13 protein-coding genes, 1 tRNA gene and 1 other RNA gene are annotated in these 14,801 nt (G+C 70.2%); 12 read left to right on the top strand and 3 right to left on the bottom strand.

From position 1 onward, the window contains the following. Window positions 1-698 precede the first annotated feature (698 nt). Window positions 699-3,194: an ATP-binding protein gene (locus ACSMXX_RS14060; protein ID WP_473184360.1), complete on the top strand. Its 2,496-nt coding sequence runs from the start codon at window positions 699-701 to the stop codon at window positions 3,192-3,194. A 92-nt stretch (window positions 3,195-3,286) separates the two neighbouring features. Here the strand turns inward: ACSMXX_RS14060 and ACSMXX_RS14055 are convergent. Then, window positions 3,287-3,371, bottom strand: a tRNA-Ser gene (locus ACSMXX_RS14055). 73 nt (window positions 3,372-3,444) lie between these two features. On the opposite strand from ACSMXX_RS14055, the gene ffs reads away from it, so the two are divergent. The 10 genes from ffs (at window position 3,445) to ACSMXX_RS14005 (ending at window position 12,231) form a co-directional block, all read left to right on the top strand. Continuing rightward, window positions 3,445-3,543, top strand: an RNA gene (ffs, locus tag ACSMXX_RS14050) — signal recognition particle sRNA small type. A 112-nt stretch (window positions 3,544-3,655) separates the two neighbouring features. Further along, entirely contained in the window at window positions 3,656-6,187 is a 2,532-nt protein-coding gene (locus ACSMXX_RS14045) for a DNA polymerase III subunit gamma and tau (RefSeq protein ID WP_473184359.1), read from the top strand. A 114-nt stretch (window positions 6,188-6,301) separates the two neighbouring features. Then, entirely contained in the window at window positions 6,302-6,430 is a 129-nt protein-coding gene (locus tag ACSMXX_RS14040; RefSeq protein WP_473184358.1) for a hypothetical protein, read from the top strand. Continuing rightward, window positions 6,427-6,777: a YbaB/EbfC family nucleoid-associated protein gene (locus ACSMXX_RS14035; protein WP_473184357.1), complete on the top strand. Its 351-nt coding sequence runs from the start codon at window positions 6,427-6,429 to the stop codon at window positions 6,775-6,777. The genes ACSMXX_RS14040 and ACSMXX_RS14035 overlap by 4 nt, the downstream gene beginning before the upstream one ends. A 307-nt stretch (window positions 6,778-7,084) precedes the next feature. After that, the gene (gene recR, locus ACSMXX_RS14030; RefSeq protein WP_473184356.1) at window positions 7,085-7,684 is read left to right on the top strand and encodes a recombination mediator RecR; all 600 of its coding nucleotides are present in this window, start codon (window positions 7,085-7,087) and stop codon (window positions 7,682-7,684) included. Further along, window positions 7,677-8,351 (top strand): DUF5063 domain-containing protein, encoded by a 675-nt coding sequence (locus ACSMXX_RS14025; RefSeq protein ID WP_473184355.1) that lies wholly within the window; start codon window positions 7,677-7,679, stop codon window positions 8,349-8,351. Before recR ends, ACSMXX_RS14025 begins: the two co-directional genes overlap by 8 nt. A 95-nt stretch (window positions 8,352-8,446) precedes the next feature. Next, a complete protein-coding gene (locus ACSMXX_RS14020) occupies window positions 8,447-8,722 on the top strand; it encodes a DUF1905 domain-containing protein (protein ID WP_473184354.1) in 276 nt (91 codons plus the stop codon). A 148-nt stretch (window positions 8,723-8,870) separates the two neighbouring features. Further along, the gene (locus tag ACSMXX_RS14015; RefSeq protein WP_473184353.1) at window positions 8,871-9,140 is read left to right on the top strand and encodes a hypothetical protein; all 270 of its coding nucleotides are present in this window, start codon (window positions 8,871-8,873) and stop codon (window positions 9,138-9,140) included. Beyond that, on the top strand, window positions 9,133-9,765 hold the full coding sequence (locus ACSMXX_RS14010) for a DUF6879 family protein (protein WP_473184352.1): 633 nt from the start codon (window positions 9,133-9,135) through the stop codon (window positions 9,763-9,765). Before ACSMXX_RS14015 ends, ACSMXX_RS14010 begins: the two co-directional genes overlap by 8 nt. Window positions 9,766-9,849: 84 nt before the next feature. Continuing rightward, the gene (locus ACSMXX_RS14005; protein ID WP_473184351.1) at window positions 9,850-12,231 is read left to right on the top strand and encodes an ATP-binding protein; all 2,382 of its coding nucleotides are present in this window, start codon (window positions 9,850-9,852) and stop codon (window positions 12,229-12,231) included. Between the two features lie 12 nt (window positions 12,232-12,243). Here ACSMXX_RS14005 and ACSMXX_RS14000 read toward each other — a convergent pair whose 3' ends face one another. Further along, window positions 12,244-13,020, bottom strand: coding sequence for a VWA domain-containing protein (locus ACSMXX_RS14000; RefSeq protein WP_473184350.1), 777 nt, complete (start codon window positions 13,018-13,020; stop codon window positions 12,244-12,246). Between the two features lie 433 nt (window positions 13,021-13,453). Here ACSMXX_RS14000 and ACSMXX_RS13995 point away from each other — a divergent pair, with 433 nt between their 5' ends. Beyond that, the gene (locus tag ACSMXX_RS13995; protein WP_473184349.1) at window positions 13,454-14,116 is read left to right on the top strand and encodes a DNA alkylation repair protein; all 663 of its coding nucleotides are present in this window, start codon (window positions 13,454-13,456) and stop codon (window positions 14,114-14,116) included. 41 nt (window positions 14,117-14,157) lie between these two features. Here the strand turns inward: ACSMXX_RS13995 and ACSMXX_RS13990 are convergent, their stop codons facing one another. After that, a complete protein-coding gene (locus tag ACSMXX_RS13990) occupies window positions 14,158-14,622 on the bottom strand; it encodes an SRPBCC family protein (protein WP_473184348.1) in 465 nt (154 codons plus the stop codon). Window positions 14,623-14,801: the final 179 nt, after the last annotated feature.

Here is a 14,801-nt window from a genome sequence, read left to right as displayed (position 1 = left end):
CGACCCGCATGCCGCGCTTGTGTGTCCTCTGTGGCGTGGATCTGAATGGTCTGGCTCATCGCAGTCATCTCTGGGTTCTACAGTCATTTTCTTCGGCCCGAAGCGTGTGTACTACGCGCCAAAGTGATCTGCCCCATCACCTGTCTTTCGATCCTCACCGGCTGCTGACTGAGTGTGCATCGGCAGATCGTGCAGCGATGAGGGGGTACAGATTCGCACCCGCACGAACTGACCAGCCGCTACCGGACGCCGGGGGCGACAGGGGGCCACCGGGGGTGACCGGAGGACGCCCGGGGCGTACCGATCCGGTACGGGAGCCGCATGACGGATAGCACCCCCACACATGCGGAGTGGAACGCAAAGAACGGCATCAAACACCACTCGACTTCTCACAAATCCCGTTCTGGTTCTTGTCACGCAAGCACCATGAACTCCGCGTACTTCGCGGCCACATGCATGCTGAGGTGGTGAGCCATGAGCAGGATGCTTCCGCTTCCCTCCACGCTCTTGTGAGCAACCTGGTGCGCCTGGAGGTAATGGCGCGGACATCTCCGAATGGCGTAAGCGGGAAGGATCAGGCCTCGGTACTGGCCGAACTGCAGAGGACCAGTGGCTGGGCCCTGCGAGCCGCTGTGGCACGTGCCCGGCAGCGGGGAGCGAGCTGGCGTCAGCTCGCCGCCACACTCAACATGCCGGCGATGACGCTGCACCGGCAGTTCTACTCCCGGCACGGCGTCTTCGCGATCGGACAGCACCGCGGCGGCCCGGCGCCCACGGAGACGAACACGGAGACGGGAGAACGACCGGCGGACGCGGCCGGACAGCCCAAGTCCGCCGTCGCCCCGGCCACCTCCCCAGGAGCGCCGCCACGCCAGCAGGACGGCGATCCCCCGGCCGTACTGGACCAGCTCGTAGGGCGGGAACGCGAACTCGCGGACCTGCGTCCGCTACTCGCCAAGAGCCGCCTGATCACCCTGACCGGTCCGGGCGGCGTGGGCAAGACACGGCTGGCGCTGGAATGCCTCGCGAAGATCCGCGCTTCTTACGGCGGTGGTGTGCGGTGGGTGAACCTCGCGCCCCTGTCGGATGGTTCGCTGGTCGCGCCCACGGTGGCATCGGCCGTCCTTGGCGGATCCGTGCCGACCGGCTCCGTCGAGGATGCCGTCGCGGACGGCTGCGGCTCCCGGTCCGCCCTCATCGTGCTGGACAACTGCGAGCATGTGATCGAGAGCTGCGCGGAACTCGTCGAACCGCTACTGGAGCGATGTCCCCGGCTCAGCGTGCTGGCGACCAGCCGTGAGGCTCTGCAGATCACCGGTGAGACCGTCTTCCCCGTCACACCCCTGCCCGTACCCGGATCCGGCAGCGGTACCGCGGCCCGCTCTGGCGCCGCCGTGCAACTGTTCGTGCACCGGGCGCGCTCGGTGCAACCATCCTTCGCCCTCACGGACACGATGGCCGAAACCGTCGCGGCGGTGTGCATGCGTCTCGACGGCATCCCACTCGCCATCGAACTGGCCGCGCGGCAGACCGCGTTCCTCTCTCCCACCCGTCTGCTGGAGGACGCCGACCGGCGGCTCGACCTGCTGGTGGGCGGTCTGCGCACCGCGCCGCACCGCCACCAGAGCCTGCGATCCGCCATAAGTTGGAGCTACGACCTGCTCGACGCGGAGCAGCAGCAGGTGTTCCGTCGGCTGTCAGTGCTCCCAGGCGGCTTCGAGGAGCCATTGGCGACGGCTCTGTGCGCCGGTCTCGGACTGTCCGGACACCGTGTGTGGTCACTGCTGACCGCCCTGGCCGACAAGTCCCTGCTGGTGAGTGACCAGGCAGCCACGGGTCGATTCCGCATGCTGGAGTCACTGCGGGTCTTCGGCGGGGAATGCCTCGACGCGGCAGACGAGTCCGAAGAGGTGCACGAGCGGCTGCTGGCCTGGATGACGGATTTCTCGGAGAGGCTGTTGCTGTGGACCAGCAACCCCGCCGTCGACCTCGCCGGACAACTCGACCGGGAACGCCACAACCTGCACTACGCCGTCACCACCGCTGAACGTCTCGGCGATCCGCGAACACCTCTCCTCGGCGCCGCGCTCACGTCCTGCTGGAACAGGCGCGGCGTTCCCCGCCAGGCCGAGAGGCTGGCGGAGAGGCTGCTCGCAGCCCACCCATCCCCCTCGGTAGGTCGCGCCTGCCTGTCCACCATGCTGTCGGACGCACTCTGCCGGCGAGGGCATCACGCGGACGCCGTCGCCCCCGCGGACGAAGCTCTTGGCATCGCCCAGACCCGAGAGCACCCCACGCTCATCGTCCGCGCGCTCGGTGCGCTCAGCAGAGTGCGCAGCTGCCTGGGCGAGCACGACGTGGCGCTCGGGATATATCAGCGGCAGGTGGAGCTGCTCCGCACACTGGAGCAGCCCACACTCCTCGCGATGGTCCTGAACCGCCTCGCCTGGAAGCTGCTGATGATCGGCCGGGCCGACGAGGCGACCGGGCACATCGACGAGGCGCTGTCGTTACTTGACAGCGACAACGCGCCCGAGGCACTCAGCGCCACCCTGCACACCGCGGCCGGCGTCTCCATCACCCGGCAGCGGTTCGAAGAGGCCGCCCAGTACTTCACGATGGCGCTCACCATGCAGTCCGTTGACGCCGAGGGCAAGCTGTACAACCTCGAAGGCCTGGCGCTCGTCGCCATGACCGACGGCCAGCCCGAACGCGGACTGCGCCTGCTCTCCACCGCGAAAACGATCCGGGAAAAATCACATCTGGTCGCTGACGCATGGTGGAAGGACATGGTGCAGACGGCCGCGGAGCGAGCCCGCCAGGACCTGCCGCCGGCCCGTGCCGCGGCCGCGCTGGCGGACGGGGCGGAGCTCAGCCATGACGAGGCCATCCGCTACGCCCTGCACAACGCCTGGCCGCTGGGCCCCTGCGACCACCCCGATTCGGTTCTCACCTCCCGCCAGTGGCAGGTGGCCGAACTCGTCGCACAGGGCCTGACGAACCAGCAGATCGCCGCACGTCTGCACATCTCCCCACGTACCGCTGCGAGCCATCTGGAAGCCGTGAAGATCAGACTGAACCTGCAGACCCGAGCACACGTGGTCACCTGGGTAGCGGCCCACCGAACACACTCGCAGGGAACAGCCACCACACAGCCGGAGATCCTCCCGCCCACGGAACGGAATGGCCTCTGACCTGCTACGTCTCTGTGGAACTGAGACTGGGCATGACGAAGAGCCCGACCGCCTGAGCGGTCGGGCTCTTCGTTCAGCCCGGTGAGGCTGGGCGGAGGATACGAGATTCGAACTCGTGAGGGGTTGCCCCCAACACGCTTTCCAAGCGTGCGCCCTAGGCCACTAGGCGAATCCTCCGCCGCAAACACTACAAGACGCCGAGGAGTGCTTGCGAACTCGATCCTCAGTGCGGGCATCGGGTACTGTTGGGCGCAGCCCCTCACGTGGCGCTATCTCTCTGAACTCCCCCAGGGCCGGAAGGCAGCAAGGGTAGGAGGGCTCTGGCGGGTGCGTGGGGGGCGTTCACGTTTCCGGGCTCAAGATCGTTGCGGGGTCCGGGAATCGGCCTCGTGTACGGGCAGGGTGTACGGGCGGGCGGAGCTCGGCGTGACTTGTCGGTCCGCACCGATATCGTCAGGGGTGTGTCGTCCCTCGCCCTGTACCGCCGGTATCGCCCCGAGACCTTCGCCGAGGTCATCGGTCAAGAGCACGTGACCGATCCGCTGCAGCAGGCCCTGCGCAACAACCGCGTCAATCACGCCTATCTCTTCAGCGGCCCGCGCGGCTGCGGCAAGACGACCAGTGCGCGCATCCTCGCCCGCTGTCTCAACTGCGAGCAGGGGCCGACGCCTTCACCATGCGGTGAGTGCCGCTCGTGCCTCGACCTGGCGCGCAACGGGCCGGGATCGATCGACGTGATCGAGATCGACGCGGCGTCCCACGGCGGTGTGGACGACGCGCGGGAGTTGAGGGAGAAGGCCTTCTTCGGGCCGGCTTCGAGCCGTTACAAGATCTATATCGTCGACGAGGCGCACATGGTCACCTCGGCGGGCTTCAACGCCCTGCTCAAGGTCGTCGAAGAGCCGCCGGAGCACCTGAAGTTCATCTTTGCGACGACCGAGCCGGAGAAGGTCATCGGCACGATCCGCTCGCGTACGCACCACTATCCGTTCCGGCTCGTGCCGCCGGGGACGCTGCGTGATCACCTGGCCGAGGTGTGCGAGCAGGAGTCCGTTCCGGTGGAGGAGACCGTGCTTCCGCTGGCCGTACGGGCGGGTGCCGGGTCGGTGCGGGACGCGATGTCGGTCATGGACCAACTGCTGGCCGGAGCCGGCGAGGACGGCGTGACGTACGCCATGGCCACGGCACTGCTCGGCTACACCGACAGCGCGCTGCTGGACAGCGTCGTCGAGGCCTTCGCCTCGGGGGACGGGGCACGGGCGTTCGAGATCGTCGACCGGGTCATCGAGGGCGGACACGATCCGAGGCGCTTCGTGACGGATCTGCTGGAGAGGCTGCGCGATCTGGTGATCATCGCGGCCGTTCCGGATGCCGTGGACAAGGGGCTGATCGACGCCCCGGCCGACGTGGTCGAGGGAATGCAGGCCCAGGCGCGTGCCTTCGGTGCCGCGGAGCTGAGCCGCGCGGCGGACGTCGTCAACGAGGGGCTGACGGAGATGCGCGGTGCGACGTCGCCGCGGCTGCAGCTGGAGTTGATCTGTGCCCGGGTGCTGCTGCCCGCGGCGTACGGGGACGAGCGCTCGGTGCAGGCGCGGCTGGACCGGCTGGAGCGGGGGGCGGCCTTCGCGGGCGGTGCCCCGGCGGGTTCGGCGGCCCAGCCCGCGGCACCGGCACCGGCACCGGCACCGGCGCCTGCGGCACAGGCACAGGCACCCGCGCCATCGCCGGCGCCGGTTCAGCGTTCTGCGCCGGGGCCTGCGCCCGAGGCCGCTCAGGCGGCCGGAGGGGGTGGCGAGCCGGCACCCTCGGCCGAGTTGCCGAGCGGCGGCGCGGGCGCTCCTGCCTCGGCACCGCCCACCGGCGGCGCGGGCCGGCGGCCGGGCGCGTGGCCGACGGGAGCCGGGGCCGGGACCGCGGGCGAGGAGGCCGGAGCGGTGTCCGGCGCACCAGCGGCGCAGAAGGACCAGGAGGACCGGAAGGAACAGCCGTCAGGGCCGACGGGCCGTCCGCCCGGCGCCTGGCCGGGCGGCGGCGAGCGGAGCACCCCGGCCGAGCCTGTCCCGGCCGAGCCTGTTCCGGCTGAGCCTGCCCGGGCAGAGGGCGCCGGCCCGGCCGAGCATGCCGATTCCGCCGATTCCGCCGGTTCCGCCGGTTCCGCCGAGCCCGCGCCGCCGCAGCACGCGGATGCCGAGTCCGCTCCGGCACCGGCCGCGCAGGATCCGTCCCAGGGAGCCGCACAGGTGCGGCAGATGTGGCCGCAGATCCTGGACGCGGTGAAGAACCGGCGCCGCTTCACCTGGATCCTGCTGAGCCAGAACGCACAGGTGATCGGCTTCGACGGCGCCACGCTCCAGCTCGGATTCTCCAACTCCGGCGCGCGCGACAGCTTCGTGGGCGGCGGCAGCGAGGACGTACTGCTGCAGGCCCTGAACGACGCCTTGGGCGTCCAGTGGAAGGTCGAAGCGATCGTGGATCCGTCCGGGGGTGGCGGCACGGGCGCGAGAGGCCCGGGCGGGCCGCCCGGCGGAGGTGCTGCCCCGGGCGGTGCCGGCTTCGGCGGCGGCGGTGGCGGTGCGGGCAGCGGTCCCTCGGGCCCCCCGGGCTCCGCGGCCTCCGCCGCGCAGTCGGCTTCCTTCCCGTCCGCGCAGTCGGCGCCCGGCTCCTCACCAGGGCCGGGTACGGACGGTGGCGGACGGCATCCCCAGGGTCAGAGCGCCCAGGGTGGCGCGGCCGCCGGCGCACGCCAGGCGCTCGCCACGGCGCAGGCAGGGCCGGCGTCGGGCGGGGTGACGGCTAGGGTTCCCGGCCCCGCGGGTCCGCATGGCTCCGGTTCCGCATCGGCGGCCCCGGCGGCTGCCGCGTACGACGGTGCGCTGGAGGACGACGTGCCGGCGGAGGACGATCCGGACCTCGACGAATCGGCCCTCTCCGGTTACGACTTGATCATGCGCGAGCTGGGGGCCACGGTGATCGAGGAGTTCGATCACGAGTGAGCTCTCCGTGCCCGTTCCGGGTGCGTGGCGGGCGGGATGAGGACAGGTTCAGCGGGCTCCGCACAGAGCACGTAGGCTCATCTACGAGATGAAAAGTACGCGTACGGCACCTGCGTGGAGCACGTGATGCAGGCGTACGGCGCGGACTGCGCGAAGTGCATGCGCCGCACGCTCGCCGCGTACGGCGGGCACAGCGCGCGATGCGGACAAGACATCGTCGACGAGCCAGGAGCCAAGTCGTGATTCCCGGTGGTGGTGGGGGCCAGCCCGACATGCAGCAGCTGTTGCAGCAGGCCCAGAAGATGCAGCAGGACCTCGCCGCGGCGCAGCAGGAGCTGGCGGAGACAACCGTCGACGGCTCCTCGGGCGGCGGCCTTGTCAAGGCGACCGTGAACGGTTCGGGCGAGCTCCAGGGTCTCGCCATCGACCCCAAGGCGGTCGACCCGGAGGACACCGAGACGCTCGCCGATCTCGTACTTGCGGCCGTGCGGGACGCGGTCGGGGGCGCCGAAGAACTCCAGCAGCAGAAGCTCGGCCCGCTCGCACAGGGTCTGGGCGGAGGCGGCGGCATGCCAGGCCTTCCGTTCTGACGACGCTGTCGTTCTGGCGACGCTGTCGTTCTGACACCGCTGTTCCGCCGGCGCCGCTGACGCCGGCGAGCGGCTGATGGAACGCCCGCGGGGTCCGGCCTCGTTCACGTTGTGAGTGCCGTTACGGGAGAGGCGCCCCGGCGGCCTCGGGCGGGCCCGGGCCGGGCCCGGGACATGCGGGCGTAAGGGCAACTGCCGTTCCGCGGCGGCCGGGAGCGGCGTCGCGGAAGGAGCGGTACACAGCGGTACGCAGCGGCAAACAGGACAGACCGGCGGCCCGGATCCGGCGGCAGAGACGGGAGAATCCGTGTACGAAGGCGTGGTTCAGGACCTCATCGACGAACTCGGCAGGCTGCCGGGCGTCGGTCCCAAGAGCGCGCAGCGGATCGCCTTCCACGTCCTCCAGGCCGAGCCCGCCGACGTGCGCCGTCTCGCGCACGCACTGACCGAGGTCAAGGAGAAGGTCCGGTTCTGCGCGGTGTGCGGCAACGTCGCGCAGGAGGAGAAGTGCCGCGTCTGCCTGGACACGCGCCGTGACAGCAGCGTCATCTGCGTGGTCGAGGAGCCCAAGGACGTCGTCGCGATCGAGCGGACGCGGGAGTTCCGCGGTCGCTACCACGTGCTGGGCGGCGCCATCAGCCCCATCGAGGGCGTGGGGCCGGACGATCTGCGCATCCGCGAGCTGATGGCGCGGCTCGCGGACGGGGCCGTCACCGAGTTGATCCTCGCCACTGATCCCAATCTCGAAGGGGAGGCGACGGCCACGTACCTCGCGCGTATGGTCTCAAGCATGGGGCTGAAAGTGACGCGCCTGGCAAGCGGCCTCCCCGTCGGGGGAGACCTGGAGTACGCGGACGAGGTCACGCTGGGGCGGGCCTTCGAGGGAAGAAGGTTGCTCGATGTCTGAGGCCACACTGAACGCGATCAAGGACAATCCCGACGACTTCGCCGTCCAGATCTCCGACCAGGTCGAGAGCTTCATCGTGTCGGTGACCGAGGTGGCGAAGGGCGACGACCCGGACAGCGCGATCCCGTATCTGCTGCTTGAGCTGTCCCAACTCCTGCTCGCGGGCGGCCGGTTGGGGGCCCACGAGGACTTCGTGCCGGTCGAGCGTTACGAGCCGGACATCGGTCCCGAGCCCGACGTGGACGAGATGCGGCTCAAGCTCGCCGCGCTCCTCGACCCGGTGGACGTCTACTCCGAGGTCTTCGACCCGTACGAGCCGCGCACCGCGCCCGTCGCCTGCCGCATCTCCGACGACCTCGCCGACGTGATCACCGATCTGCGGCACGGCATGGCTCACTACAGCGAGGGCCGGGTCAGCGAGGCCCTGTGGTGGTGGCAGTTCTCATACCTGTCGAACTGGGGCCCCACGGCGTCCGCCGCCCTGCGCGCCCTGCAGTCCCTCGTGGCGCACGTGCGCCTCGACACCCCGCTCGACTCGCTCGACGGCCTGGACACGGACAGTCACGCCGACGGTGACGACGCCTCGCTGGAGAAGGAAGCGGGCGCCGTGATGGCCGCCGAGATCGGTGTGCCGCTGGGCATGCAGCCGGAGCGCGGCGGGCGCTGAACCGCTCGGCGGCCGGCGCGTGCGATGAGTTTGTCCGTCGTTCGCGGTCCCCATTGGCAGGACCGGTGAAGCGGACGACGAGGAGGCTGCCGATCATGGACAAGCGGTTCACCGCCATGCTGCGCAAGGGCCCCGACGTGGGCGGCTGGACCTATGTCGTCTGGCCCGACTCCGTCGAGTACTTCGGTACCCGCGGCCTGGTGAAGGTCCTGGGCACCATCGACGGGCATCCGTTCCGCAGTTCCTTCATGGCCCTCGGCGACGGCAGGCACAAGCTGCCCGTGAAGTCCGAGGTGCGTAAGGCGATCGGCAAGCAGGCGGGAGAGACGGTGACCGTGCACCTCGAGGAGCGGGTGGACGGACGCGAGTGAACCGGAGCGCCCCGGGCAGGGCCGCCGCGCAGGGCCCAATTTCTGCTCAACGCCCGCCGAACTGGCTGGTTGTAGCGTTGCGGTGAGTGACCGCAGTTCTTACACTCCGTAATTGACCGGGAAACCGATCGATGGCGGAGGCGGGCTGATGGCTCGAGTGTGGGAGGCGGACCCGTCCGCGTTATTCACGCGGAGGCTGGGCAAATCGGCGGCGGAGCTGGGCGTCACGGAAGACGACGACGGCTGTCCCGACATCTGGGAGCTCGACAACGGCGACATCGCCGTGATCGGCCGGGATCTGACCTCGGCCTACGAGTCGTGTCTGCCGGCCGACGCCACGATCGCCTCCGGTGAGCGCCTTGTCGTCATCCCCGGCAGCACGCTGCGCGCCGCGAAACCGGACATCGCCGATGAGTGAGGCAAGCGGTCTCGCGCTCGACCCTTCGCTGGGAGTCAGGTTCGAACTCGCCGCATACAGAAAGGACTTCCGGCTCCGGCGGAACGCTGCGGCCACCGTCCGCCACCCGGGGTGGAAGTTCGAGCGGCGGCAGCACTTCCAGGAGCAGTCCTCGCCCAGCTGGGAGGCCTTCCGGCGGGGCGACTGGGCGGAGGCACTGCGTCTGACCGGCGAACGGCGCGGTCACTGGCAGAGCATCGCCCGGGAGGACAGGGAGCGGGAGAACGTGTTCCACCGTGTGCGGGTCGTGGAGAAGCCTCTGACGCCGTACATGCAGTGGGAGTTGCACGCCTTGCGGGTGCAGGGCGAGAGCGGCATGCCCGTACGGGTGGTCGACGGCGACGGGCTGCGGTCCTTGGAGGCGTCCGGGCCGTTGCCGGAAGTCGTCGTGCTGGGCGGGCAGGTGCTCTACGAGGTTCTCTACACGGACGAGGGACTTCTCGACGGAGGCGTCCGCTACACGGACCCGCAGCTGATCGGGCGCTGGGAGAGGTTCATCAAGCGGCTGTACGAGGAAGGCGAAGACGTCGTCTCGTACGTCGACCGGTATGTGTCACACTTGCCCGCCCCGTTGACGACCAGGTAGCAGATCATCAGTAGCAACAGCAGCGGCAGCGAACCGGACTCCGGCGGCACGCACTCGGACCTGTCGGGGTCATCACGCGATGTGGTGCAGGCGGGGCAGGTCAGCGGCGGTGTCCACTTCCACGGCAGGCACGGCGAGCCGGGCGGCCCCTCGTCCGGCCACGGCCCACCGCGCCAACTGCCAGGAGATCTGCGGCACTTCGTCAACCGCACCGCGGAGTTACAGAGCCTCGACGCGACGCTGACCACCGGCGGGGACCCCTTCGTCCCGCCCGTGTGCGTGATCGCCGGCACGGCCGGTGCCGGCAAGACCGCGCTGGCCCTGCGCTGGGCGCACCAGGTCAAGGACCGCTTTCCCGACGGCCATCTGTACGTCAATCTGCGCGGCTACGACCCGGGTGAGCCCGTCGCCGCAGAGGAGGTGCTGCCCCGCTTCCTCACGGCACTCGGTGTCGCGCCGAGCGCGGTCCCCTCCGACCCTGACAGCGCCGCGGCCCTGTACCGCACGCTGCTGGCGGACCGGCGGATGCTGGTCTTCCTCGACAACGCCGCGACGGTCGCCCAGGTGCGTCCGTTGTTACCCGGCAACGCCCACTGCCTCACCATCGTCACCAGCCGCAGCCGGCTCTCCCCGCTCGCCGTGCGCGACGGCGCGGACCGGCTGACCCTGGGCACCCTGAACGAGCCGGAGGCCGTGGCTCTGCTCCGTACCGTCACAGCCGGTCACCGCACCGATGACGACTCCGCCAAGCTCGCCGAACTCGCCCGTCTGTGCGCCCACTTGCCGCTCGCGCTGCGCATAGCGGCCGAACGAGCGGCCACACACCCGCACATGAGCCTCGACGAGCTGATCACGGATCTGTGCGACGAGTCGGCGCTGTGGGACGCCCTCAGCACGGGGGACGAGGAGGGGGCCGAAGCCGTCAGCGCGGTCTTCGCCTGGTCCTACCGGGCGCTCACGCCGGAGGCCGCCCGGCTCTTCCGCTTACTGGGGCTGCATCCCGGGCCGGAGTTCGGGCTCGGCGCGGTGGCAGCCCTGGCCGGGGTGAGCGTGCGCAGGGCGCGGCAGCTGCTCGATGTGCTGGTGGGGGCGCATCTGCTGGAGCAGACGGCGCCCGACCGCTTCGAATTCCATGATCTGCTGCGCGCGTACGCCGGTGACCAGGCCCAGCGTGAGGAGTCGGACGACGAGAGGTCGGCCGCGCTGCGACGAGTGATCGACTGGTATCTGCACACGGCCGGATCGGCGCAGGGCTGGATCAGGCCCGACGAGGATCATCTGCCGGCACAGCCGCTCGCCGAGGACGTGGCCCCGGTGTCCTTCGCCGACTACGACCAGGCGGTGGACTGGGCGGAACGGGAGCACGCGAACTTCCTGCCCGCCGTACGTGCCGCCGCGAAGGCCGGACTCGACGCGCACGCATGGCAGTTGGCGGCCGTGCTGTGGAACGCCAAGGCGCCCTCCTCCCTGACCGCCGACTGGCTGCCCATGGGGCAGACGGGGCTGGCCGCCGCCCGCCGGCTGGGGGACAGGACGGCACAGGCGAGGCTCCTGGAGAGCTTCGGTTTCGGATACACGAAGCTCAACCGTCCCTCTGAAGCGCTCGAATGCCACGAGGAGGCGCTGGGCATCCGCCGCCGGGCGGGCGACCGGGAAGGCGAAGCCGATTCGCTGAACGCTCTCGGCCTCGTACACCTGCGCGTACGGGAGTTGGGTCCGGCCGAGAGGCGGCTGGCGGAGGCTCTGGATCTCTTCGTCGAGCTGGGCCAGGACCACCGTCAGACCGTGACGCTCGCCAACCTCGCGCTGGTGCGCTTCCGTTCGGGGGAACTGGAGCAGGCCGCGCAGGACATCGAGCAGGCCCTGGCGGCCCACCGCCGGCGCGACAACACGCGCGGCACGGGCAACGCCCTGTGGGTGCTGAGCGGAATCCGGCTCGACCTCGGAGAGGCGCGGGAGGCGCTCAACGCCGCCGAGGAGGCGGTGAAGCTGGCCCTTGATCTGCGTAACCACGTGGCTGAGGGATGCTGGCTGCTCGCGCTCGGGGACGCACAGCAGGCGCTGGGCGAGCACGGTGAGGCGCTCACCGCGTACAACCGCTCGGCGACGCTCCACCGGCGGCTGGGAGACCGCAGCCGCGAGGCGCTGGCCTGGCACGGAACGGGCGAGACGTACCGCCGGCTCGGCCGCGCGGACGAGGCCGCCGGTTTCCACCGCAGGGCCGCGGCGGCGCACCGCGAACTCGGCGACGCCTGGGGCGAAGCCGTCGCCCTCGACGGACTCGCGTGCGCCGTGCACGAGCAGGACCCGGAGGCGGCCCGGGAGCACCGGGCCGAGTGCCTGCGACTCCTGGACGGTTACGACGACGCACGTGCGCGGCGGATGCGGGACGATGTGGAGGCGCGGCTCGGCGGGGGCCCGGGCAGCGCAACGGGGCCCTCTCCGGGGGCCGGTCCGCCGCGCTGACGGACCGCGGGCTCAGCGGGGCAGGATGCCGGCTTGGCGTGCCGCCGTGAGCCAGGTGGGGAACTCCCGCATGAGCGCCGCGTAGAGGACGTCGTCCGGGACGGACTTGGGGTCAGTACCGGCGGGGAAGAAGCCCGCGTTGTCCACAACGCGCTTGGCCGGCACGGGCAGTTCGTCGAGCTTCCGCAGGAAGTCGAACTGCTTGCCTGCCGGTTCGCCGAATCCCACGAACTGCCAGAACAGCGGGAGCCGCGCCGCGGTGCAGAGCACGTGTTCGGCGGCGGTACGGGACGTGGGGCCGCCGTCCGTCTGGAAGACGACGAATGCGGGATCGGTGGCGCCCGAGGCCGTGTAGTGGTCGATGACCGCCTGCATCGCGACGTGGTAGTTGGTGCGGCCCATGTGGCCGAAGCTGTCGCTGAGCGCGGCAATGCGGTTCTCGTACGCGTCGAGGCTCACTTCGGCGGCGCCGTCCACATCTGTGGAAAAGAAGACGACGGGCACCGTGCCGTCGTCGTCCAGGTTCGCGGAGAGGCCGAGCGTCTGCTCGGCGAGCTGCTGGACCGAGCCGTCCCCGTAGTACGGGCGCATGCTCCCGGAGCGGTCCAACACCAGGTAGACGGCGGCCCGTTGGGCCGACAGCCCGGCCTTTTCCAGCGACACGCGCGCCTTCTTGTACAGGCTGACGAGGCCGGGAGCCGAGGCGCTGATCCGCTCCTGACTCACCGCCGGGCCACGGGCGTCGCCGGACTGAGCGCCGGCCGGGCGCTTGACGTAGTCGATGGCCACCTGGTCCTCCAGGGGTGTGCGGTGAGCGTGCGGGTGCGCACGGTGCGTGTGCGTACTGGAAGGTTACGGCCGGCGGGTGCCGTTCCACGCGGTCGCGTGGACGGAGGGGGAGGGGCCGCGTGCCGTCGGCGGCACTTGCACTGGGAGTGCGATTGCGCGCCCTGGCAGGTACGAAATGGACGGGTGTATCCTGGATTGTGCATCGGGTGAAAGCCCGGTGAGGTGGACCCGGCAAGTCAGCCGCAAGGTTGACCCGCCGGGTTCCGCTGTGTCCGGGGCCGAGGGGCGGGGCGGGGATCGGGGCGTGGGCGGATCCGATGCCGGTGTCCTTGCGTGATGTGGTCGTATGCTCGACCGCGGACGCGAGTGGTCTCCTCCGTGAGCGGCGTAACACAACGTGTGAGCGCCCCGGGTGCGCATCGATCGGAGCGGCATGGATGAGCGAGGGCTGGCAGACGAGCTGGACCGGCGCATCCGCATGGTGCCCGAGCCGACGACGGAATCGGTCCGCCGCGTTCGGCGCGAGTACTCGAAGCGCCTGCGGCCCGAATCCGGCGAGAGTGTCGTGTCGCTGGCGAAGGCCCTGGTGGACCGGCACCGCTGGGTCGCCTACGAGTTGATCTACCACCACCCGAGTGCGCTGACCTGCCTCAGCGTTGAGGACGTCGAAGGCCTTGGCCGCGGGCTCGACGGCTGGGCGTCGGTGGATGCCTTCGGCTGCTGCCTCTCCGGTCCTGCGTGGCGGCGGGGGGTGATCCCCGATGAGTTGATTCACCGCTGGGCGGCGTCGGAGGACCGGTGGTGGCGCCGTGCCGCTCTGGTTTCGACCGTGCCGCTGAACCTGCGGTCCCGTGGCGGCACCGGCGACACGGAGCGCACCCTCGGCGTCTGCGTCCTGCTCGTATCCGACCGCGACGACATGGTGGTCAAGGCGCTGTCCTGGGCGCTGCGCCAGCTGGCGACATGGGATCCCGAGGCCGTGCGGAGCTTCATGCGGAGCCACCGGGAGGTACTGGCCGCCCGCGTCGTCCGGGAGACCGGCCACAAGCTCACGACCGGCCGCAAGAACCCTCCGCGGACACCGCCGCCTCGCTGAGCGGACGTCCGGGGCCCGCGCCGACTGCTGTGCCGGGCAGGTCAGTTCGGCGACTCCACGGAAGCGGCGACGTCTTCGAGGTCCTTGGACAGCGACTTCGCGACCGCCTTGGAGCCGATCCCGCCGAGGAACTTCCCCATCGTGCCGCTCAGGCTCTTCTTGTCCGTCTCGGACTCGAAGGTCAGACGTACCGTGGTGGCGTCGTCCTCCTCGGGGGTGAGTGTGAACTCCGAGGTGTAGTGGACGCCGCGCGAATCGGACTCGACCACATAGCGCTTCGGTTCCTCGGAAGCCGTCACCCACATCTCCTCGGTGGCCTCCTTCCCGAATATGCGGCGGGTCTCCCGCCAGCGGGTGCCGGTCCCGAAGGGTGCTTCGCTGAGCATCTCGACGCGCTCGATGCCGTTGATCACGCGAGGGGAGCCCTCGATGTCGGTCAGCGCTTCCCACACCCGACCGGCCGGAGCCGCGATGCGACGCTCCACCGTCACCTGCCACGTGGTCATGAACGAGCCCTTCCGTAGGGGACCGGGGTCGGCATCCGGCCCTTTGGCCGGAATTAGACCAGTAGTCTCCGGCAACAGACCCCGGGCGTCGAGAGATCGGCAGGCTCCGGCCGTCCGGAAGAGACCGAGTGACGCACCACCGGCCCGAGTGAGGCACCACCGATCGACGCCGGCCCTCG

The organism is Streptomyces sp. DSM 116795, assembly GCF_055792905.1.
The sequence above is the reverse complement of the archived record's forward strand: the minus strand, read 5'-3'. Positions and strand labels throughout refer to the sequence as shown.